The sequence below is a fragment of the Candidatus Dojkabacteria bacterium genome (assembly GCA_016927995.1).
GTDB lineage: Bacteria > Patescibacteriota > Dojkabacteria > JAFGLO01 > JAFGLO01 > JAFGLO01.
This window is the reverse complement of record JAFGLO010000007.1, coordinates 23,824-42,092: the sequence shown is the minus strand read 5'-3', so window position 1 is coordinate 42,092 and position 18,269 is coordinate 23,824. Positions and strand designations below refer to the sequence as shown.

Annotated in this window: 22 protein-coding genes and 1 tRNA gene; 8 read left to right on the top strand and 15 right to left on the bottom strand. The window is 36.9% G+C overall.

All coding sequences use genetic code 11. The features are described from left to right. Positions 1 to 188 precede the first annotated feature (188 nt). The 4 genes from JW962_01980 to JW962_01965 form a co-directional block, all read right to left on the bottom strand. Positions 189 to 845 (bottom strand): hypothetical protein, encoded by a 657-nt coding sequence (locus JW962_01980; GenBank protein MBN1374080.1) that lies wholly within the window; start codon positions 843 to 845, stop codon positions 189 to 191. Between the two features lie 406 nt (positions 846 to 1,251). Beyond that, positions 1,252 to 1,824 carry a signal peptidase I gene (locus JW962_01975; GenBank protein ID MBN1374079.1) on the bottom strand — a complete coding sequence of 191 codons (573 nt, stop codon included), beginning with the start codon at positions 1,822 to 1,824 and terminating at the stop codon, positions 1,252 to 1,254. 9 nt (positions 1,825 to 1,833) lie between these two features. Next, positions 1,834 to 3,918, bottom strand: coding sequence for an acetate--CoA ligase family protein (locus tag JW962_01970; protein MBN1374078.1), 2,085 nt, complete (start codon positions 3,916 to 3,918; stop codon positions 1,834 to 1,836). A gap of 77 nt (positions 3,919 to 3,995) precedes the next feature. Further along, positions 3,996 to 4,793, bottom strand: a complete 798-nt coding sequence (locus JW962_01965) for an undecaprenyl-diphosphate phosphatase (protein ID MBN1374077.1) — start codon at positions 4,791 to 4,793, stop codon at positions 3,996 to 3,998. Between the two features lie 81 nt (positions 4,794 to 4,874). On the opposite strand from JW962_01965, the gene JW962_01960 reads away from it, so the two are divergent. Beyond that, complete coding sequence (locus tag JW962_01960; protein MBN1374076.1) at positions 4,875 to 5,258, top strand: hypothetical protein; 384 nt, start codon at positions 4,875 to 4,877, stop codon at positions 5,256 to 5,258. Between the two features lie 9 nt (positions 5,259 to 5,267). Here the strand turns inward: JW962_01960 and JW962_01955 are convergent, their stop codons facing one another. The 3 genes from JW962_01955 to JW962_01945 are packed head-to-tail and all read right to left on the bottom strand — an operon-like array spanning position 5,268 to position 7,404. Continuing rightward, the gene (locus JW962_01955; GenBank protein ID MBN1374075.1) at positions 5,268 to 5,996 is read right to left on the bottom strand and encodes a hypothetical protein; all 729 of its coding nucleotides are present in this window, start codon (positions 5,994 to 5,996) and stop codon (positions 5,268 to 5,270) included. Positions 5,997 to 6,021: 25 nt separating this feature from the next. Continuing rightward, positions 6,022 to 6,723: an SAM-dependent methyltransferase gene (locus JW962_01950; GenBank protein MBN1374074.1), complete on the bottom strand. Its 702-nt coding sequence runs from the start codon at positions 6,721 to 6,723 to the stop codon at positions 6,022 to 6,024. Between the two features lie 18 nt (positions 6,724 to 6,741). Then, positions 6,742 to 7,404: a M48 family metallopeptidase gene (locus JW962_01945; GenBank protein ID MBN1374073.1), complete on the bottom strand. Its 663-nt coding sequence runs from the start codon at positions 7,402 to 7,404 to the stop codon at positions 6,742 to 6,744. Between the two features lie 292 nt (positions 7,405 to 7,696). Between JW962_01945 and JW962_01940 the strand changes: the two genes are divergently transcribed. Next, complete coding sequence (locus JW962_01940; GenBank protein MBN1374072.1) at positions 7,697 to 8,503, top strand: GGDEF domain-containing protein; 807 nt, start codon at positions 7,697 to 7,699, stop codon at positions 8,501 to 8,503. Between the two features lie 33 nt (positions 8,504 to 8,536). On the opposite strand, the gene JW962_01935 is transcribed toward JW962_01940, so the two are convergent. The 4 genes from JW962_01935 to JW962_01920 all read right to left on the bottom strand — a co-directional run bounded on the left by JW962_01935 (position 8,537) and on the right by JW962_01920 (position 11,036). Next, positions 8,537 to 9,187 carry a GyrI-like domain-containing protein gene (locus tag JW962_01935; protein ID MBN1374071.1) on the bottom strand — a complete coding sequence of 217 codons (651 nt, stop codon included), beginning with the start codon at positions 9,185 to 9,187 and terminating at the stop codon, positions 8,537 to 8,539. Between the two features lie 49 nt (positions 9,188 to 9,236). After that, positions 9,237 to 10,028 (bottom strand): hypothetical protein, encoded by a 792-nt coding sequence (locus tag JW962_01930; protein ID MBN1374070.1) that lies wholly within the window; start codon positions 10,026 to 10,028, stop codon positions 9,237 to 9,239. A 19-nt stretch (positions 10,029 to 10,047) separates the two neighbouring features. Further along, positions 10,048 to 10,545 carry a hypothetical protein gene (locus tag JW962_01925; GenBank protein ID MBN1374069.1) on the bottom strand — a complete coding sequence of 166 codons (498 nt, stop codon included), beginning with the start codon at positions 10,543 to 10,545 and terminating at the stop codon, positions 10,048 to 10,050. A 62-nt stretch (positions 10,546 to 10,607) separates the two neighbouring features. Continuing rightward, a complete protein-coding gene (locus tag JW962_01920) occupies positions 10,608 to 11,036 on the bottom strand; it encodes a hypothetical protein (protein ID MBN1374068.1) in 429 nt (142 codons plus the stop codon). Positions 11,037 to 11,306: 270 nt separating this feature from the next. Between JW962_01920 and JW962_01915 the strand changes: the two genes are divergently transcribed. From JW962_01915 to heR, 5 genes are all read left to right on the top strand, one after another. Beyond that, positions 11,307 to 11,564 (top strand): GIY-YIG nuclease family protein, encoded by a 258-nt coding sequence (locus JW962_01915; protein MBN1374067.1) that lies wholly within the window; start codon positions 11,307 to 11,309, stop codon positions 11,562 to 11,564. Beyond that, a tRNA-Pro gene (locus JW962_01910) sits at positions 11,542 to 11,615 on the top strand. The genes JW962_01915 and JW962_01910 overlap by 23 nt, the downstream gene beginning before the upstream one ends. 222 nt (positions 11,616 to 11,837) lie before the next feature. After that, complete coding sequence (locus JW962_01905; protein ID MBN1374066.1) at positions 11,838 to 12,299, top strand: hypothetical protein; 462 nt, start codon at positions 11,838 to 11,840, stop codon at positions 12,297 to 12,299. A 47-nt stretch (positions 12,300 to 12,346) separates the two neighbouring features. Continuing rightward, complete coding sequence (locus JW962_01900) at positions 12,347 to 12,847, top strand: nitroreductase family protein (protein MBN1374065.1); 501 nt, start codon at positions 12,347 to 12,349, stop codon at positions 12,845 to 12,847. 63 nt (positions 12,848 to 12,910) lie between these two features. Then, positions 12,911 to 13,672, top strand: coding sequence for a heliorhodopsin HeR (gene heR / locus JW962_01895; GenBank protein ID MBN1374064.1), 762 nt, complete (start codon positions 12,911 to 12,913; stop codon positions 13,670 to 13,672). A gap of 40 nt (positions 13,673 to 13,712) precedes the next feature. Here the strand turns inward: heR and crtI are convergent, their stop codons facing one another. Further along, on the bottom strand, positions 13,713 to 15,170 hold the full coding sequence (crtI, locus tag JW962_01890) for a phytoene desaturase (GenBank protein MBN1374063.1): 1,458 nt from the start codon (positions 15,168 to 15,170) through the stop codon (positions 13,713 to 13,715). Continuing rightward, entirely contained in the window at positions 15,167 to 15,787 is a 621-nt protein-coding gene (locus JW962_01885; protein MBN1374062.1) for a carotenoid biosynthesis protein, read from the bottom strand. Before JW962_01885 ends, crtI begins: the two co-directional genes overlap by 4 nt. 161 nt (positions 15,788 to 15,948) lie before the next feature. Here JW962_01885 and JW962_01880 point away from each other — a divergent pair, with 161 nt between their 5' ends. Beyond that, a complete protein-coding gene (locus JW962_01880) occupies positions 15,949 to 16,812 on the top strand; it encodes a hypothetical protein (GenBank protein MBN1374061.1) in 864 nt (287 codons plus the stop codon). Between the two features lie 41 nt (positions 16,813 to 16,853). Here the strand turns inward: JW962_01880 and JW962_01875 are convergent, their stop codons facing one another. Then, positions 16,854 to 17,072 carry a hypothetical protein gene (locus JW962_01875; protein ID MBN1374060.1) on the bottom strand — a complete coding sequence of 73 codons (219 nt, stop codon included), beginning with the start codon at positions 17,070 to 17,072 and terminating at the stop codon, positions 16,854 to 16,856. 54 nt (positions 17,073 to 17,126) lie between these two features. Further along, positions 17,127 to 18,107: an NAD-dependent epimerase/dehydratase family protein gene (locus tag JW962_01870; GenBank protein ID MBN1374059.1), complete on the bottom strand. Its 981-nt coding sequence runs from the start codon at positions 18,105 to 18,107 to the stop codon at positions 17,127 to 17,129. Positions 18,108 to 18,269 lie beyond the last annotated feature (162 nt).

Below are 18,269 nucleotides of genomic sequence, written 5' to 3'. Positions count from 1 at the left end.
AAATTTGGCTTCGGCGCCTTTGGGGCTTGTAATTTCCTGGCTGCTATTAGCGATTACGGGATATTAGTCCTAAACCCTAAATTTTAAACAAAGGTAATAAAAAAAGGGTGCGGTCCACCAGAGGCGGACCGCACCCTTAAAGTTTAGCTTTTAGAGGGTATGAAAGGAGGTAAATGCCCTACCCTAATTTACTGAGCGGTAATTTCCGGAGTACTATTATTGTATGCACTGTTTGTGCTTGAAAAAGCTATTTGATAATTTACAACTGTATCAGTAGGTGGAAAAATTCCGTTAATTGCAATCATGCTCAATGTGACTTTATATTCTACGGTATTATCACCATACTGACTGAATCCAACATAGCTTTTAGGCTTTGGCGTATTTACTGCATCATCCAGAGCTCCTTCATAAATAATCTGAGAAAAGCCACCTGGAGTTGTAGCTGTTTGCTCAATTCTTATGTGGATGTGTTCAGCGTATTCACCTGCTCCAATTGGGGAAATGAGTGTGGCAACTTCTACAGGAGCTTGCCATTCGCCTGTAACATCAGGTGCATTTCGCAAGTACACGTAAAATTCTGTTTGCCCACCAGGAATAAGCTCCTTTGAGCCAAGATTTAAACCTGTTTTTTGGTAACCAATAGCGTCACCTTGCCTGTAGTACTCGTAATTTGAAGTATCACTTACTGCCACTTGGAGATTTGAATTAACTAGTGCTGGTCCATTCTCACTTATTACAATGGAGCCAGTACCCCAAGTATAATCCCCGCTGGCGGCCTTAGTTGTCCCAAATACCAACGAGGCTAAAAGCCCCATGGTTGTTAGGACGGTAAAGAGTTTTTTCATTAATTATTTTATTTAAATTAGATAACTCTTACATATAGGAATACGTTGGGTTATACCAAAAGTAACAAGATTTTTTGGTATCGTTTTCCGTGCCATTTTCCGTGCCATTTTCCGTATCATTTTCCGTAGGGACAGGTCTAGACCGACACGGTTGCGTAGACATGCTGGTGAATGAGAGTTTTGGCGAATGGGGGTGCGGGTGTGCGCAAGCTGTGTTTCTATCGAATCATTTTTTTTGTAGTCATACGTAGAATATGGGTTATCTAGACTTTCGTCGTGTTAATCAAAAGTGGATACTATTACCAACTTCTATACATGGGTGTCGGTCTAGACCTGTCCCTACTACGGGGTTTACGGGGGTTACGGGGTTTACGGGGGTTATGGGGTTTACGGGGGTTATAAGAGGTTACGTATTATTTACATATCTGGCTTTTATCCAGGAAAAAATACTTACTGCGTTAAGCGTAAGAAGCATTGTGGCAGGAATTATTAGTAAAAGAATTATTCCAATGACGCTTCTGCTAAAAAGTGCCCAATTACCTATTGCCGGAATAATTTTTATCACCTTTCCTTGAATCATCTCTTTTGTAACCTGAAACGGGTCTTGAATTTCGTTATTATCGCCCTTCGTTACAAAGGTTTCATCTCCACTTGTTTTCTGGAAAATGTTGATGATCCTATGAGTTATTGTTTGATTTTCGTCGTTTGGATCGGTATATGTGATTATGTCGTCTTTGTGGTATGTATATACTTCATCAATTATTACAAGGTCGCCTTTTTTAATTGTTGGTAGCATACTTTCCGATTCTACTGCATATATTTTTACTCCAAACAGATATTTATCTTTTGTGATAATTATTGCTAACTGAACAAAAACGACAATAGAGAACAAAACAATTAAGATTGATATAAATACTTTGGCAACGGGATAATAAAATTTAATGTATCTATCTGTAATTCTATCAAAAAACTTTTTCATTATCCTGTATTATACAATACATCGTATATCGACTGCATACCCGCTTTCTCTGGTTAGGATCATTGGGTTAATCTCGATTTCTTTTATTTCCGGAACATTTAGGACAAGGTTGTTGAGGATTATTATTGTTTTTAAAAGCTCTTTTATATCGTACCCGGGTTTTCCTCTAAAGCCTTTTATTAGTTTGTAAACTTTTGGTGAAGTTACCATATCCAAAATATCTTTGTTTGATACCGGAGCTACACTTTGTGATATATCGTGGAATAACTCTGTTGTAACTCCACCTGATCCGAACATTATTGTAGGACCAAAGTTTGTGTCGATCTTTACGCCCAGAATTGTTTCAAGACCGTTTAAAATCTGCTTCTGAGCCATTATTGTATGGTTTGAAATCATTTCGGAGTTAGCTGTATTTGTTAATTCTGAAAATGCAGTAGCAATTTTTTCGGGGGTATCCAGCCCTATTTTGACTGCGGAGAACTCTGTCTTATGTACAATCTGAGGAGAATCAAGCTTAAGTACGATTGATTTATGTGTGCTTCCAAAAGAGATTGCTTCTTCGGAAGAGTTTACCGTTATGTAATCGGGAATTTTTATTCCTAGGGTTTTAAAGATTTCATTTGATATAGTTACCGGAACTACATGGGAGACTACAGCCACTTTTTGTAGAATAGCACGGATCTTTAAGTATTTCTCCTGATTTTCTTTTTTGTCCGACGGATAATTTGAGGCAAGTATTTTATTTTTTTGGATTTGGTAGTTATTAATGTGTGTAAGTACTGAAACTGCATCTTCTGGAAATTCAAAACAGGGAATGTTTCGCTTTTCAAGGACGTTTAAGCCTTTTATTACCTGGGCTCCGCCAATAAATGAAGTAAGAATCGGTTTTGTGGTTTGCTCAATTATTTTGCTTATGGCGTTGGCCGTTTCGGGAATTTGAGTCATTGCCTGAGGAGTTAGGACAACAATGATTGAATCAACATTCGGATCTTTAAATACAAGGTTAAGGGCATCTTCATACCGTTTGGCAGGTGCATCACCCAAAAGATCTACAGGATTTTTCACGCTTGCGGCGGTTGGTAAAATCTTTTTTAGGTTCTTTTTTGTTTCTTCTGAAAGTTTGGCAAGGGTAAGTGAAGCTTCTACTAAAACATCGGTAGTATGTGCTGCCGGTCCTCCGGCATTTGTTACAATTGCAACTCTTTGGGTTTCGGTAATTTCGTTCCACGATACAAAGCGGGCCATATTAAAAAGCTCACGCATTGTCGAAACTTCGATTATACCGTTTTGCTTTGCGGCTTGTTTGGCAATTTCTATGTCCCCTACCATACTTCCGGTATGCGAAGAGATTGCACTTTTACTTTCCTTAGATTTTCCGGGCTTTAAAAGAATAATCGGTTTATAAGGTGATATACTTCGTACAAGTGAGGCAAATCTCCGACCGTCTTCGATGTCTTCTAGGTATAGTGCAATGCATTTTATTGCTTCTTCATCTCGAAAATTTTCCAAAAAATCGGTTTCTGTAAGATCTGTTTTATTTCCCAGTGAGATAAAATACTTTACTCCAACGTTGAAAGTTGCAGTCCAATCAAGGATTGATGTTCCAAATGCTCCGGATTGTGACAAAAATGCTACATTTCCATCATTTGGCATGAATGATGCAAACGAGGCATTAAGTTTTGAGCGTTGAGTAATAAGCCCAAGACAGTTCACCCCAAGAAGCCGGGTATTTGAGTCTTTGAGCCGCTCTTTTACCTGTTCCTCCAAAAATGCACCATGCTTTCCTGTTTCAGAGAAACCTGCGGTTATAACAATTATGTTTGGTACTTGTTTTTTTACACATTCCTCGACTGCCGTGGGCACATATTCTGCCGGAATAACGATTACTGCAATATCCGGAATGGTTGGAATATCTGATACTGAGGCAAAGGCTGTTATTCCTTGTATTGTCTCTGCTTCAGGATTTACAGGATATACATCTCCCTCAAACCCGCCGGAAATTATGTTTTTTAATACGCGCGAGCCAATTTTTGATGGATTGCGTGATGCCCCAATTATTGCAACGGATTTGGGTTTTAGGAGTGAGCTTAACATGGGCAGCAGGAATAAAATAAACGACGTCTAATTATGTTGTCATTATATACAATCCGTAGAGACAGGTCTAGACCCGTCTACGAAAGAAGGAGTAATGTAATAATCCCGAGAATTATTCGATAAATGCCAAACCATTTAAATGTGTTGGTTTTCATTGCTACGAATAAAAGCTTTATCGCAAGAAGGCTTGATAAAAACGAGGCAATAGATCCGACGATTATGACTAGCAAGGTCTCGGAATTTGGGTGAGTAAAAATATCGTAAACACCTTTAACCGATAATGCTGCCATAACAACCGCCGACATGTAAAACGAGAATCTGGCTGCCGACTCCTTTGTGAGCCCACTGAAAAGTCCTGCAGTTATTGTTACGCCTGATCTGGATACACCTCGAATAAGTGCAATCGGTTGTGCAAGTCCAACGACTAGTGAGTCTTTTACGGATACCTGGTCGAGTATTTTTTTATTGTTTTTTACTAGGGTTTCAATAAACAAAAAGACTATACCAAGGGAGATAAGTGATATGGCAATAACAACATGGTTGCCGGTTAGCTCTTCGATTTTGTCTTTAAATAGAACTCCTACAATGAGTGTTGGAATTGTGGCAATTACAAGTTTAAACCCCATCGAATTAAAAAATTTCGGCAATTTGCCGAGTGATTTAATTGTGTCAGTAGCTATTTTCCAAAGATCTTTCCAGAAGAAGATTAAAATGGCTAGGAAACTTGCCATATGCACAAATTCGTCAAACACGATACTTTGAACTTCCCAGCCTAAAAGTTTGGGTACAAGTGCCAAATGTCCTGAACTTGATATTGGTAGAAGTTCGGTGATTCCTTGGATAATTCCTAAGACAATGGCTTGAATGATTGTCATTTGTATATTGTGAAATATTAAGCAGGCTATTATAAAGCGGTTTGGGTTTTATCGCCAGTTAATTGGTGTTAAAATACCGGCATGGATTACTCAACAACGGTTGTTGTTCTGGCAACTACAATAACAATTTTTCTGTCAGGATTTTTAATTTTTATTGTTGTTCGATTTTTACTTAAACGAAATGCAAGAAGAATCCATATTTATATCTCGAGTTTTGTAATTATTCTTATCTTTTTCCCGATACTTGGGGGAGTTGATATGTTGATAAAAAAACAGATTTTTTCAAAATACAATGTTTGGTATCAATTAAATGAGCTAACCTTTGATAATCTTGGAAACCTTATGTGGGAACGAGACTCTGTTCCTTGTGATGTTTTAAATAAGGATAATTGCAATCGTCGTGATGGTTGTTTCTATTACGAAATTGATGATCTTGATATTTGTACTGATAATAGACTTGAATAATAAAGTCCGCTAATCTTCTTCTATTAGATTCCCGCTTACGGCGTCGACAAAGTAATATTTTACCGAAAAGGGACAATCATATTCGTCTAGTTCGGTTTTACTTTTTTCGTCAACCCTAAACACCCACTTCTCCGTTGTCTTGTCGTACATTAGGTATATATCGTATATGTTATTTTCATTGTCCAATCCTGCTGCTTTTGCCGTAGTATAAACGGTTTCAGAAGAGACAAAGGCTGAAATATCTGTTATATATGGCTGGTCTTCGTAGATAGCTGTAAGACTTTCATATATCGAAACGCCGGCTTGAACCTCCATCACATTGTTTTTTAGTATTACTGTACTGATCTCGGCTTTGCTAGCAGAATAAATATTTGCACTCCAGAAGTTATATTTACCTGCGGTTGCGCCATAAAACTCTCTAGAATTTGCTTGTTCAACAGATTCAGTTACCGCCTGCAGCATGCTTATTTGGGCGTCGGGTGCCCAGGCTTTTGCTGATTCGAGAAGTTTTACATATGCTTCGGTACTTGATAAAAATGTGACCTCCGGAATATTTGTGATTGTCTCGGACTCATCTTTTTCCGGATCTTCCGTTTCCTGAATTTCTTGGTTTTCAGTATTCGGGTTATTCTTGGGTCTTGTGAGAATAAAAATAGTCGTGCCTGTTGCAATCAAGAGCGGTAAGAGGATGATTGAAAGTCGTGTGATACTTTTGTTGTTTTGGGAGTTTTCTGACATTTTTAGGCTTTTTATTAAGTGAGGTTTATTGGCCGATAAGATAGATTACTAGCTTTTTGTGGATGTTAGGGATTAACTTTTTCCATTCCCCTATCGGCATTGTTTTTATAACTTCCGTAGATGTTGTAATGTCAACAGCTAAACAAAGCTTTGTACTGTTGCTGCATACTGACAGCAAATCATTTAAAACATGCTGAGTTCTAAACGGTGTTTCCATAAAAATCTGTGTTTGGTTATTTCTTTGTGAACAGTTTTCCAGCAATTTTATTTTTGATTTTCGAGCAGTCGGGTCTTTGGGGATATATCCATTAAAGCAAAAATTCTGACCGTTTAGTCCCGAAGCCATAAGTGCAAGAAATATTGATGATGGACCAATAAGCGGAACAACCTGGTACCCTGCTCTATGAGCCTCCAATACAATGTTTTTCCCTGGATCCGCTATTGCGGGGCAACCTGATTCCGATATTATTCCAATATTTTCTCCAAGAGATAGTGGATTTAAAAGCCCCTTGGCATCTGATTTATCTGCATGTTTCCCCCAAGGGATAAATGTTTTGGATTGAACCTTTATAGAAAGTGCAGCAAGAAATCTACGTGCGGTTCTTATATCTTCGACTATAAATGTGTTTATATTTCTAATATTTTCCTTGGTGTGATCGGGAATTGAGGTTATGGGATCTCCTCCTATGTCTTTAGGGATTAAAAATAGTTTACCTTTTGTGCTCATGGGTCTAGTATAACATTTTTATATTACAAACTTGTATGAGTTTTCTCTGAGCCATTTGCGTTCATTCTTAAACATTGGACGATAGACTTCTACGATCTTCCAGAATACTTTGCTGTGGTTAAGCTCTTTAAGGTGTGAAAGCTCATGAACAACGACATAATCGATGATTTCCAGCGGAAGCATTACAATTCTAAAGGGAAAGTTTACATTTCCTTGACTTGTACATGATCCCCATCGGGTTTCAGCGCTTGTAATTTTTAGAGAATTGAACGACAGATTCATTATTTCTGACCAGTTGTTAAGTTTTTTCTTAAGAATGAACCGGGCCTTTTTCCTAAACCAAGCTGAAAGAAGATCTTTGGCTTTCTTTTCTCCCTTTGGAATTATAAGATTTCCGTTACTTAGTGTTACACTTCTTATTGATTCGTTAAAATCTATTGGAAATAGTTCCCCAAGATAATAAAACTTGTCACCCGGCTTATATGTATGAGCATATTTTTTACTGCGGCTAATTCTAGCTAGATTTTTATTTATCCAATCTCTTTTTTCTGACACAAATTGTAGTACTATTCTTTCGGGAATGTTGTAAGGTGCCTTTATTATTACTTTTCCGGAATTGTTTATATGAACGGCAATTGTTCTTCGTTTACCGTATTGTATATGATACTTAACCATTGCCAAGTATATCGTATTTTAGTTGAATTTTAAATGAATCTAACTTTACTTCTGATATGTTACCGTGGTATAATATCATTTAGAGCGCATGTGGGGACAGCCTCCAAAATAAGATAACGGGATAACAGCTATAAATATCCCTTTTGTAACAAATAATAAGAACAAAAGGTTTCTTGATAGTCTTGTACATAAACTTTCATCTGAACTTGATCTTTCGATTATAAATAGAATTATTCTTAGATCAATTGTTGATAGAAAGAAAGTTGTTGCCTGCTCTATTCTCATTATTAAAAACGATTTGGTTATTTCTCATGTTTGTTATGATAAAACGGCGCGTTGTAAGTCGACGGATGAACATAATGAAGATGTAAGCGTTTCTTTTGATTTACCCACTGTAAGAATTAACGCAATAAAAAATTCTGACTTGTCTGCAAATTACTCGGCTAAGGCGGATATGGGCTTTGTTGTGAAAGCAATCCCTTTTGATATTTTAAAGGATGTAAAAGGTGTTATTGATTTAATTGTTCCCGAACGGGAGAAGTTCACAACCCAGGATGAACAGCTCTTTGACGAGATTATAAAAGAGATAAGACCGGTTCTTGTTAGAGGAATGAAGTATAGAAACGTTATTGAGAAATTAAATCGTGACGCTTTGACCGGGCTTTATAATAGAGGTCATTTTGATAAAGACATAGAAACACTTGTTTTAGATGCCCAAAAGTATAAAACGCATATTTCCTGCCTTATGATAGATATAGACTTTTTTAAAAAATACAACGATAGTTACGGTCATCAAGCCGGTGATAAATTACTTACGACCGTTGCTAAACATATATCGGGAAATATTCGTCCCATGGACAGAGCCTATCGATATGGAGGTGAGGAGTTTGTTGTTTTGTTGCCCGATACGGAAAATATTCCGGCTGCAAATGTTGCAAGAAGAATCTCCGGGATTATTTCCGCTCTCGATTTAAACATCACTGTTAGTATAGGTGTTTCAACTCTACCCAGTGATGCGGCAAATGCCGTGGAACTTGTAAAGATCGCGGATATAAGGCTTTATCGCGCTAAGGAGCTTGGTCGAAACCGGGTTGTAAATAATTAGAAACTGGGTTGTAAATAATTCGTAGGGGCGGGTTTAAACCGACACCCCATGATTGTATAAGTCCCTACGGATGGGATATCGTATAACCGTCTTCATTTTTAAGGGATCTGCCTTTCGTGGGTCTGAAATATATATTTCATGATGTTTTCCATTAAGTTCGAATCTGTTGTCATTGATAAATTTGTGAAGTTTATCAACAGTTGTTTCTTCGGTTTTGTAAGGACCAATATGCATTATCTGGACGCTTAGACCTTCTTTAAATTCCACGAACTTTATGTTTTCGGCAATTGGGTTTTTCTTTTTATCGATTATCTGTTGAATTGCGCCAAAAGAGATTATTCTGTCAATAAATTCCGGTTGACGAATCATTAGTGTCCATAACCACTTGTTTCTATCCGGCGTAAATCCTTTTGTTTTAATATCTTTTGACCACCACAATCCCTCGAGTGGCGCCATTACATAGTCATAATAACCCGGGATTTCCAAGCCTTTTTTAGGCATTGATTTTATTGTGTAGGAAACGGAATAAAGAGCTTCGACTGATTGTGCAAACTGTTTTGATTCGGGGGCCCCTATCCCATCAATCATAAGAAAGTTCATTTTGGGAACGTCTATTGTTATTGGTTCGTCAGGTTTAGGCATATAAAGAGGTTTCTCCTGTTTTTTGAAATCTAGTTTTGCCAACCTTTTCTTAACAAATTTAGTTATTTGTATAGGCTACATTATTTTTATATTATTGTGAAGGTGTTATTTTTTCAGATATCTCAAGTTGCGCATATTTAACTGTAATTTCGTTAAACTTGTTTATCGTTTGATTTTGATAATATCCGTTAAAGTATATGTTTTTAAGAATGCGTAGCAGTGGACTTAACGATAATTTATTAGTCTTACCGTGAAATTTCATGGATTGTTCTGATAGTTTAAGTTTGTTAAGTGATTTTGCTATTGCCAAAAGCTCAGTTTCCCAATGTGTTTCTTCGAGTGCGGACCTTGTAAGTGCGTCATATAATATGTGTTTGTTGAAGATGGTTGCTATTTGAACAGGTTTCTCAAGACCAAATCCTAAAAAGATGTTTTGTAAGAGCGACAGGCAAAAATCGGCAATTTTGTTACTGCCATTTTGGGTTATTGTTAAGACATCCTTGTTTCGAAGCACAATCTGTTGTACTATTGCATTCATTGTTTCATCAAGTTGATCATTTGAGAGTGAGTTGTCTACAAATCCGATATACAAGCCTTTTGCATTTAGCATTCCATATTTTACCGAGAAGCCATAAGGTTTGTGGCTCCTATATGCAATGATTTTTGTGTTTGGATAATGTTTAATTTTTAAAAGATTAATTGTGGTTTTTAGATATCCTCCATTTAGGATTATTATTAGTTCGTAGCTTATGTGTGTATCATTTAAAAATGAATTGATCTCACGAATTGTACGTATTACACGGTTATCATCTTTGTAGAAACTGAGAACAAGTGAAAGTTTTATTGGACTACTATTCTTGGGCAGGGATTTTTGTTCTCCCACGCTCTATTTTAACAGGTTGTTATTTTAATTTATAGTCAAGGTATTCTTCCGGATTAAAATCAGGGTCTCGTACAATATCCATAGGAATCTTGTAGAGTCGTGAGTATACAATTGGCTCATTTGCCAAGAGCTTAAGTTCGTTGTTTTGAGAAACGAGTTTGGTGTTGTTTACCAACCTATATTCTTTCCAACCTATTTTTATACTATCTTCGTCTGTAACTTCCAAATTTACAAAACTACTGTTTATTACATACAAGCCACTTCCCTCTACTTGGCGAATGCACCTTGGGTTCCCATCGTTGTCTTTATAAAATATGTACAGTGTGCCTGCCCAACCGTCATCCATAGACCATGTTGTATCTTGAAGGGTGTGCCAGATACCTGTCTCTGTTTGCTCTGCTGTATGATTTTCCCTGTTTTGTATAAATTTTGAATCTTTAATTATCCACCAGACAGACACTCCCAAGACAATAATTCCAATCAAACTAAGTCCAATTTTTATGGTTCGCTTTTTCATTTTTTGTTAGTAGCTTGTTTAAGTTAGTTTAATATGAAGTATAACAGCAAGAGTTTATCGGATCAAAACTTCTCCCACTCTGATATGGGTCCCTTGATTAACTTAAATATCGGGTGTGGATATATTTTCCCTGTAGCTCTAAGGACTTTATAGAATTGTGGTGCCCTACTCCTCAATTTTTTGAGTAAATGGTTTAGTTCAAAATCTAACTGCCCCCTAGTTATAGCTATCTTGGGTTGGGGATCTACTTCCCGGTATTTATATTTTGAAAATGAATATCCCCTACGACTGGCTTCTTTGTGAATGTGCTCTAAGTAGTTATTGATCAGGGACTTGGGATTACTTGAGTTTTTAAATCTTATAAGTTGTGGATGATTTTTATAACCCTTGGTTTTTCCTTCCAAAACGGCTTTTGCTAAAAGTGATTCTCTCCACAGTGCTATAAGTCCTTTGGCGTCTAGATATTTGGGGTGTATTGACCAGAGTCTCATATGTATAGTAGTTCAGTTAAGGAATTAATTTGTTGACCTACCCAAGATGTCTGCAATATGATTATTTCGTGCTGGTGACCAGATCGAATGGTCTAAAAGTGTTTCATCTATGTCTAATAGGAGTGTTTTCATACTGTATATTTTATCAGATAAGTGTTACTATTTCTGCTTGTTTATTGTATAATAATAGCATATACGGAGTGTAGTTCAGTTGGCTAGAATGCACGGTTTGCCTGTCTATCGACAGATAGAGGACCGTGATTTAAAGTTATGAGTGGTTTTGTATATTTGCTAGAAAACGAGTTTGGAGAAAGGTATGTTGGTTCAACAACAAATTTGAAGAGAAGAACGGAAGAGCATAATAGTAAGAGAAGTAATTATACTAAAAGATCTTCTCAATGGAGATTAATATATTATGAAAGATTTGATACAATTGAGCAGGCAAGAAAGTACGAGCTTGAAATAAAAAGAAGCCGATTTAAGCGAGACAAGTTCTATCAAAAAGCGGAGTGTAGTTCAGTTGGCTAGAATGCACGGTTTGGGACCGTGAGGTCGTGGGTTCGAGTCCCACCACTCCGATTTGATCTTTACATTATGGAAGTAGTGTGATTGAACTCCACGACCGTTCTTATCAAATTTTTCCCTTTCTAGGGAAAGTTAGCCCGCTTAAGGGTTTGCGGGCTGGGATTAGCTTTGCTTAAGAGGCTTTGTCGTTGTGCTTTAGCACAACATGTTTGTTTCGTCGCAGCAAGGTCATTGCGACGACCACTCCGATTTGGAGGTCTGATACTTACAAGAAACATGGAAGAAAAAATAACAAAATTAATCATTCGGCCAAGCTATAAAAAGGCCGTATTTGTGAATAGCCTGTTAGGTGGATTCATTTTTATGTTTTTGTTTCTCTCAATACTTGTTTTCGATGGTCAACTGGATGTCATTACTCCCTTTGCACTGTCTGTATTTTGCATGATTATTATAGGTATCAGTTTTGGACTATATATGATAACAACGAAAGTTATCATAGAGAATGATTATCTGGTGGTGAAGCAGCTAGTTTCGGTCCAGTCTATTTTAATCTCGGACATATCTGTTATTGAGGAACACGTGCGTCGTAAAGGTAGCGTGGTAATTGTTTTTATTTCTGAGAACAAAAGAACCAAGGTATTTTTTGGATATAAACTTTTTGATGAAAAGGATATTGCGAGGCTGATAAACATCCTGCAGTCGATAAGTCCCTCAATCAAGGACAAGTTTTCTGTTTAATGATGGTTTGTGTATAATCTGAATACAGCTAACTTTAGGTTTTAATAATGCACAATCTTTTTAAAAACCGCAAAAGTGTTAGAAGTTTTGAACCGAAATTCCAAATTACCGATTCCCAAGTTAAAGAGATTCTTACAGCAGGAATGGTCGCGCCTTCTGGCATGAACCTTAAAGAGTATGAATTTGTTGTTGTAAAAGATAAAGATACCCTTAAAAAGCTTAGTGGACTTGGCCAGTATCAAGCATTCCTAGCCGATTGTAGCGCAGCAATTATTGTAGTGTCTACGGAAGGTAGATTCTGGATAGAAGATTGTTCACTTGCGGTTGGATATATGATGCTAGAGGCTGTTAACCAAGGGCTTTCGTCCTGTTGGGCTAACGTTAGAAAAGATGACGGCGACCGCGAGGCGCTTGTTCGAAAAATTCTAAATATTCCAGATGATAGAAGGGTTTTATGTGCACTTGCTATTGGAAAAGCTGCAGCCTCCCCTAGCCCGCATACAGAGGATGAATATAATAAATCTAAGGTTCACGAAGAGAAATGGTAAAATCCCCCAAAAAATTCTTTTAATTTGCTATACTAGGATAGCTTAAGTTAACCAGATTTTTATATGGGGAAATTTGCGAAACTTCGCACGTACAACTTCTGGATGGGTGTTTTCCACCTAATTCAAGGAATTTTGATGCTAAGCTTAAGCACCGATTTTGCGTTGCCTGTGATTGGGAATTTTTTAGAGTTTAATCCGGCTACTCAGAGTTTATCACCATACATAAAAACACTTTTTGAGATACCAATTGGCCCAGCTGTGGCACTTTTTCTTTTTATGTCTTCATCTGCACACTTTATTCTTACCCTACCCAGAGTATTTGACTGGTACGTTCGAAACCTTAAAAAAGGAATAAACTATGCACGATGGATAGAATATACATTCAGCTCTTCGGTAATGATAGTGATTATTGCCATGCTTGTCGGAATTTATGAGTTTAGCTCCTTGATTTCCATGTTTGGGCTTAATGCAATGATGATTTTGTTTGGACTCATAATGGAGGTTCACAACCAAACTACGAAAAAGACAAACTGGCTTTCATTTATCTTTGGATCGATAGCCGGAATTCTCCCGTGGGTAAACATTGCACTTTATTTGGGATCATACATTGGAAAAGAAGCTTCCCCACCCGACTTTGTATATTGGATCTTTGTTTCAATCTTTGTTTTCTTTAACTGTTTTGCCATAAACATGGTGCTTCAGTACAAAAAAATTGGCAAATGGAAAGATTATACCTTTGGCGAAAAAGTCTATATTTTCTTAAGCCTGTTTGCTAAATCTGCGCTTGCTTGGCAAGTCTGGGCCGGAACCTTAAGGCCAAACTAGTAAATTAGTATAGTTTTTGGGTCCTATGGTTTTGTGAACCTTACGGCATATTAGCAACTAGTTTTCGTACAATCATGGACGAAATTATACCTGTTGGGACTCCTACACCGGGATTTGTATATTGACCGGCATAAAATACATTTTCTACCCGTTTGTCTTTATTTAGAGGTCTAAAAAGAGCCGTTTGGAATAGAGTATGTGCAAGTCCAAATGCCGAACCCTTAAAGCTGTTATAATCAGAAGTAAAATCTCTGCGTGAGAAAATCCTTTGAGTAACAATGTGTGGACTTATTGACTGACCGGTTAATTTCTCGAGGTGAGTTATCATCTTTGTAGCGAAAGCCGCTCTTATTTCTTCTGAATCGTTAAGTCCCGGTGCTACAGGCACCAAAATAAATATTGATTCACTTCCCTGTGGCGCTACACCAGGATCGGTTTTAGATGGTACATGGAAGTAATATGATGGTGTTTCCGGCCAATCAGGGTTTTTATATACCTCTTTGAAATGAGTTTCCCACGTGTCATTAAAGTATAAGTTATGATGTTCAACTCCATTTAGCCTTTTGTTTATACCTATGTAAATATTAAATGCAGAGGGTGACATAACTGCTTTGTCCCAATTGGTTCTTTGGGTTTTGTCGGAAAGCACCCTTGTTTCAAAATATTGCCTATCAGCCGTATTTACTACGGCATCGGTATTGTAGTGACCTTTTGTTGTTTCAACGGTTTGGGCAATACCGTTTTCTATATTGACTTTGGTGACCGGTTCACTGGTTTTGATAGTTACTCCAAGCTCTTTGCAAAGTGATTCCAGCGCTTTTACTACTTCATACATTCCACCCATTGGATACCAGATTCCAAGGTTAAAGTCTGCATGTGATATTAAATTATAAAATGCAGGTGTGTTATATGGTGATCCGCCAAGAAAAACGGTTGTAAACTCTATAATTTTTTGAAGATCTTTTGATTTGAAAAACCTGGTTATATATTTGTGAAAAGTTTTTAGTAAATTTAATTGAGTAAGTTTGTATAAAACATCGGGTTTTAAAATGTCTGTAAGATTTTCATAGTCAAAATACATTAGATTTTTTGTTGCGATTTCATAAGTATCTTTTGATTTGTCTAGATATTTTTCTAAGGCTTTGCCTCCACCCTGCTGGGCTCTCTCAAAAAGCGATTTGTTTGCGTTAATGTCTTTGGTTATATTGTAGGAATTTCCGTTTGATATAAATACTTTGTAGTGTGAATCAAGCTGCTCTAAGTGATAAAAGTCCGAAACTTTGTGTCCAAATATTGCGAAAAATTCATCAAACACTTCGGGCATCATATACCAAGATGGTCCCATATCAAAAGAAAAGCCATTGGATTTCCACATTCTACCTCTGCCACCTAGCATCTCGTTTTTCTCCAAAATAGTTACGTTATTACTGTCTTTTGCTAAAAGTGCAGCAGTTGCAAGTCCGCTTATTCCTCCTCCGATTACGATAATTTTTTTCATTGTATATAAGTAAGGTTAAGTAAAAAGAAAAATATTGCAATTAACCAAAATACTGTCTTGGATAAATTATCTTTGGGTTTATATCCATTGAGAACTAAGGCTCCTATAAAGCTTACTAAAAACCATGAAATATAATTGTATAAAGGTGGATTTTTCCCAAACCAGCTCCAGAAGTCAAGTTTAATGGCAACAGGTTCTATTATTATATCTATCGCTGTCATTAGACTTGCTACACAAAGGCTTTTAATAATTGGATGCTTTTGGTCCTTGAAAATATTTAAGGACCCAAGCAAGAGTACAACCCACAAAAAGCCAATTAAAGGAGGTGTACTAATGATTTTGGGTCCGAGACGGGTACTGTATTCATAGTTTCCATAAATGAATCCCGTATTTACTCCAATGACTTCACTTATAAAGGTAATTAAATATGTAATAGCTACTGGAAATAAAAGATTTTTGTTTTCTTTGGTTTCAAGAAAAAGGATTAACAGCGTAATCACTGAAATAACAAAGGGGGTTAAGGTAAGAAAGCTGCTTCTGAGTGACCTTATTGTAAGCCCTATAACTCCACAGAATAAGACAATGCCTATTGTGTATACAAATGTTGTTTTCTTCATAATCGTATTTTCGTAATATTAAAATAGTGCAATTTAATAAATTTTGCAAACATTCGGACCTGGAATTAACATCACAATATTTATTAATACCCTTGATAAATACTTTACAGTTATTAATATTCAGATTATAGTATTGACTACATAAGATTAAGCGCTATTGCATGGAACCTATTAGTTCAAACCTCTCACTTCACACGCGTGCAATTATCACAGTATGCAAAACTTTGAACATACCCTACTCTTTTGTACACAAAGATGGTATCTGTCTAAAGGTAACAATTGGTAAACCCTATTTTTTCATTCATCATCACCCTGCCTTTGATAGTGTAGATATTTCAAAGATTTGTAAAGACAAAGATCTAAGCTATAGTATTTTAACCGCAGATTGTGATCCGGAATTTATTCCAATGTGGAGGGCCTATCTGGATCCTGATGTTAAAGATGAGCATAAAATGTGGGTTAAGTTTAAGAACATGGATGAAATTATTACTGATATCGAGAAATACTTTAAATACCCGGTTATTGTGAAGCCTAATAAAGGGTCGCTAGGACTCAATGTAAAAAAATGTGAAAATGGTGAAGAAATTAAAAGCGCACTTGGGGTGATATTCGAGAAGACTCCTGACTATGACTATTTATCCGTAGTTCAAGAGTTTTTGGACGTAGCGTCTGAATATCGCGTAATTGTATTTAGAAAAAAGATACTTTTAGCATACAAAAAGGATATATCCAATGCTACATTTGAGGGTAATCTAAGTCCGCTTCATTGGAGTAATTCAAAGGCGGTAATAGTGACTGATGTGAATTTAATTGCAAGCTTTCAACCTATTGTTGATTATGTATTTGAAAAGCTTTCGGCAAATTATCTTGCGTTTGATATTGCCTTGGATAAAGTAGGCAAGTTATGGCTGATTGAGCTTAATAGCTCTCCGGGGTTCTCACATTTTGCTACAGACAATGGTGAAGATTTAATAGAAAACATATATGAGTATATCTTTAGTGAGCTGTTAAGAATAAAAACTTAAAAAATCAGGGTTTGTTTAGGGAGCCGTTTAACTTCTCTTTATTACGATTTGGGTTTGGCTGGAACCTTTTCTCCATATTTTGAAGGAAGTTTGCGTATAGTATCGACCTTTGTGGATTTTTGGGCAAGCTTTGCTTTTATATCTGCTGCTTTGGTTTGAAGGTTCTGTAACCTTTCAATATGTTCAAGACTTTGTGGTACGGTGCGCTTAAATTTTGAAAGATTAGATCGTGCTTTCATTTGGTATGCACTGGTTCTCATGGACTTATTTTTAACAAAGGATAAATTAGATATTTTCTATTATACCAAAAGTTTTTAAATTTCAATATTCTGCCCTTTTCGCCAACGGATAATTGCGCTAAGCGTGTCTATAAGCGGTCTAACTGTATAACCCAGGTCGGCACTTGCTTTTTTAAAACTCATCTCGGCATTAGAGTTCAAAACGTTTATGGAGTATGGTGTAAATACAGGAGTAGTTTTTGTAGTTCTATAGTACAAGACAGCAAGCGGTGCTACAAATTTTGCAAACCAGGTCTGCATTCTAAATTTAGGTTGTTTTATTCCCGTAAGTTCAGACAGGCTGCGGAACAGTTCTTTAACGGTTATTGTATATCCGGAAAGAATATAGTCTTCACCGGATTTGCCTTTTTCCTTTGCCAGCCAAAGTCCTCGTGCAATATCACGTACGTCAACAAAATTATAGGCACCATCAAGATAAAATCTAAATTTCCCCTTGATGTAGTCGTTTATAAGGTTCCCCATTTCTGAACCTTTAAAATCATATGGACCAATAACTCCGGATGGATAGGTAATTACGGCATTAAGCCCCGCTTTTATTCCTTTGAATATTTCACGGGTTCCCAATATTTTTGTTTTTGCATATGGGCCTAAAACTTTTTCGGGATCGCCTAGTTTTTCTGTTAGTGGAATTCCTTTGGGTGGTTCATGTAAAGCGTGTACTGAACTTGTATATACTAGTCGCTTTATACCTGTCTTCATGCAGGCGGCAACAACGTTTTTAGTTCCATTTATATTCACGTCGTACATGAGATCTTCTTTACCTGGCGATATTGCAACAATTCCTGCTAAATGAAAGACATATTCTGCCTGGCTAAAAGTTTTTATAAGAAAATCAAGATCACGAACGTCGCCTTTATACATTTTTACCGGAAGATCTTTTAGTACGGGATCGTTTTGGGGATCCAAGTCCACTACCCCAACCTCTTTTTCCATGGTTAAAAGGTATCGAACCAGCACATTTCCAAGATGACCCGATGCGCCCGTAACGATTATCATAATATTCCATTATACGTTTTGGGTAGGGACAGGTCTAGACCGACACACAGTTGTAGATTCGTTATTAGGTAATCATTCTGTAAGTTGGGGGTGCGGGTGTGTGTAAAGTTGTGTTGGATCTTATTATTTCTTTCAGGACCCCCGTAAAATATGGATTATTTA

Excerpts from the sequence above, each read along its gene's own strand:
- JW962_01950 (MBN1374074.1), bottom strand. The coding sequence starts at position 6,723 with ATGAGCACAAAAGGTAAACTATTTTTAATCCCTAAAGACATAGGAGGA.
- JW962_01875 (MBN1374060.1), bottom strand. The coding sequence starts at position 17,072 with ATGAGAACCAGTGCATACCAAATGAAAGCACGATCTAATCTTTCAAAA.
- JW962_01880 (MBN1374061.1), top strand. The coding sequence starts at position 15,949 with ATGGAACCTATTAGTTCAAACCTCTCACTTCACACGCGTGCAATTATC.
- JW962_01955 (MBN1374075.1), bottom strand. The coding sequence starts at position 5,996 with ATGTCAGAAAACTCCCAAAACAACAAAAGTATCACACGACTTTCAATC.
- JW962_01915 (MBN1374067.1), top strand. The coding sequence starts at position 11,307 with ATGAGTGGTTTTGTATATTTGCTAGAAAACGAGTTTGGAGAAAGGTAT.
- JW962_01900 (MBN1374065.1), top strand. The coding sequence starts at position 12,347 with ATGCACAATCTTTTTAAAAACCGCAAAAGTGTTAGAAGTTTTGAACCG.
- JW962_01970 (MBN1374078.1), bottom strand. The coding sequence starts at position 3,918 with ATGTTAAGCTCACTCCTAAAACCCAAATCCGTTGCAATAATTGGGGCA.
- JW962_01965 (MBN1374077.1), bottom strand. The coding sequence starts at position 4,793 with ATGACAATCATTCAAGCCATTGTCTTAGGAATTATCCAAGGAATCACC.
- crtI (MBN1374063.1), bottom strand. The coding sequence starts at position 15,170 with ATGAAAAAAATTATCGTAATCGGAGGAGGAATAAGCGGACTTGCAACT.
- JW962_01905 (MBN1374066.1), top strand. The coding sequence starts at position 11,838 with ATGGAAGAAAAAATAACAAAATTAATCATTCGGCCAAGCTATAAAAAG.
- JW962_01920 (MBN1374068.1), bottom strand. The coding sequence starts at position 11,036 with ATGAGACTCTGGTCAATACACCCCAAATATCTAGACGCCAAAGGACTT.
- JW962_01870 (MBN1374059.1), bottom strand. The coding sequence starts at position 18,107 with ATGATAATCGTTACGGGCGCATCGGGTCATCTTGGAAATGTGCTGGTT.
- JW962_01980 (MBN1374080.1), bottom strand. The coding sequence starts at position 845 with ATGAAAAAACTCTTTACCGTCCTAACAACCATGGGGCTTTTAGCCTCG.
- JW962_01925 (MBN1374069.1), bottom strand. The coding sequence starts at position 10,545 with ATGAAAAAGCGAACCATAAAAATTGGACTTAGTTTGATTGGAATTATT.
- JW962_01975 (MBN1374079.1), bottom strand. The coding sequence starts at position 1,824 with ATGAAAAAGTTTTTTGATAGAATTACAGATAGATACATTAAATTTTAT.
- heR (MBN1374064.1), top strand. The coding sequence starts at position 12,911 with ATGGGGAAATTTGCGAAACTTCGCACGTACAACTTCTGGATGGGTGTT.
- JW962_01885 (MBN1374062.1), bottom strand. The coding sequence starts at position 15,787 with ATGAAGAAAACAACATTTGTATACACAATAGGCATTGTCTTATTCTGT.
- JW962_01960 (MBN1374076.1), top strand. The coding sequence starts at position 4,875 with ATGGATTACTCAACAACGGTTGTTGTTCTGGCAACTACAATAACAATT.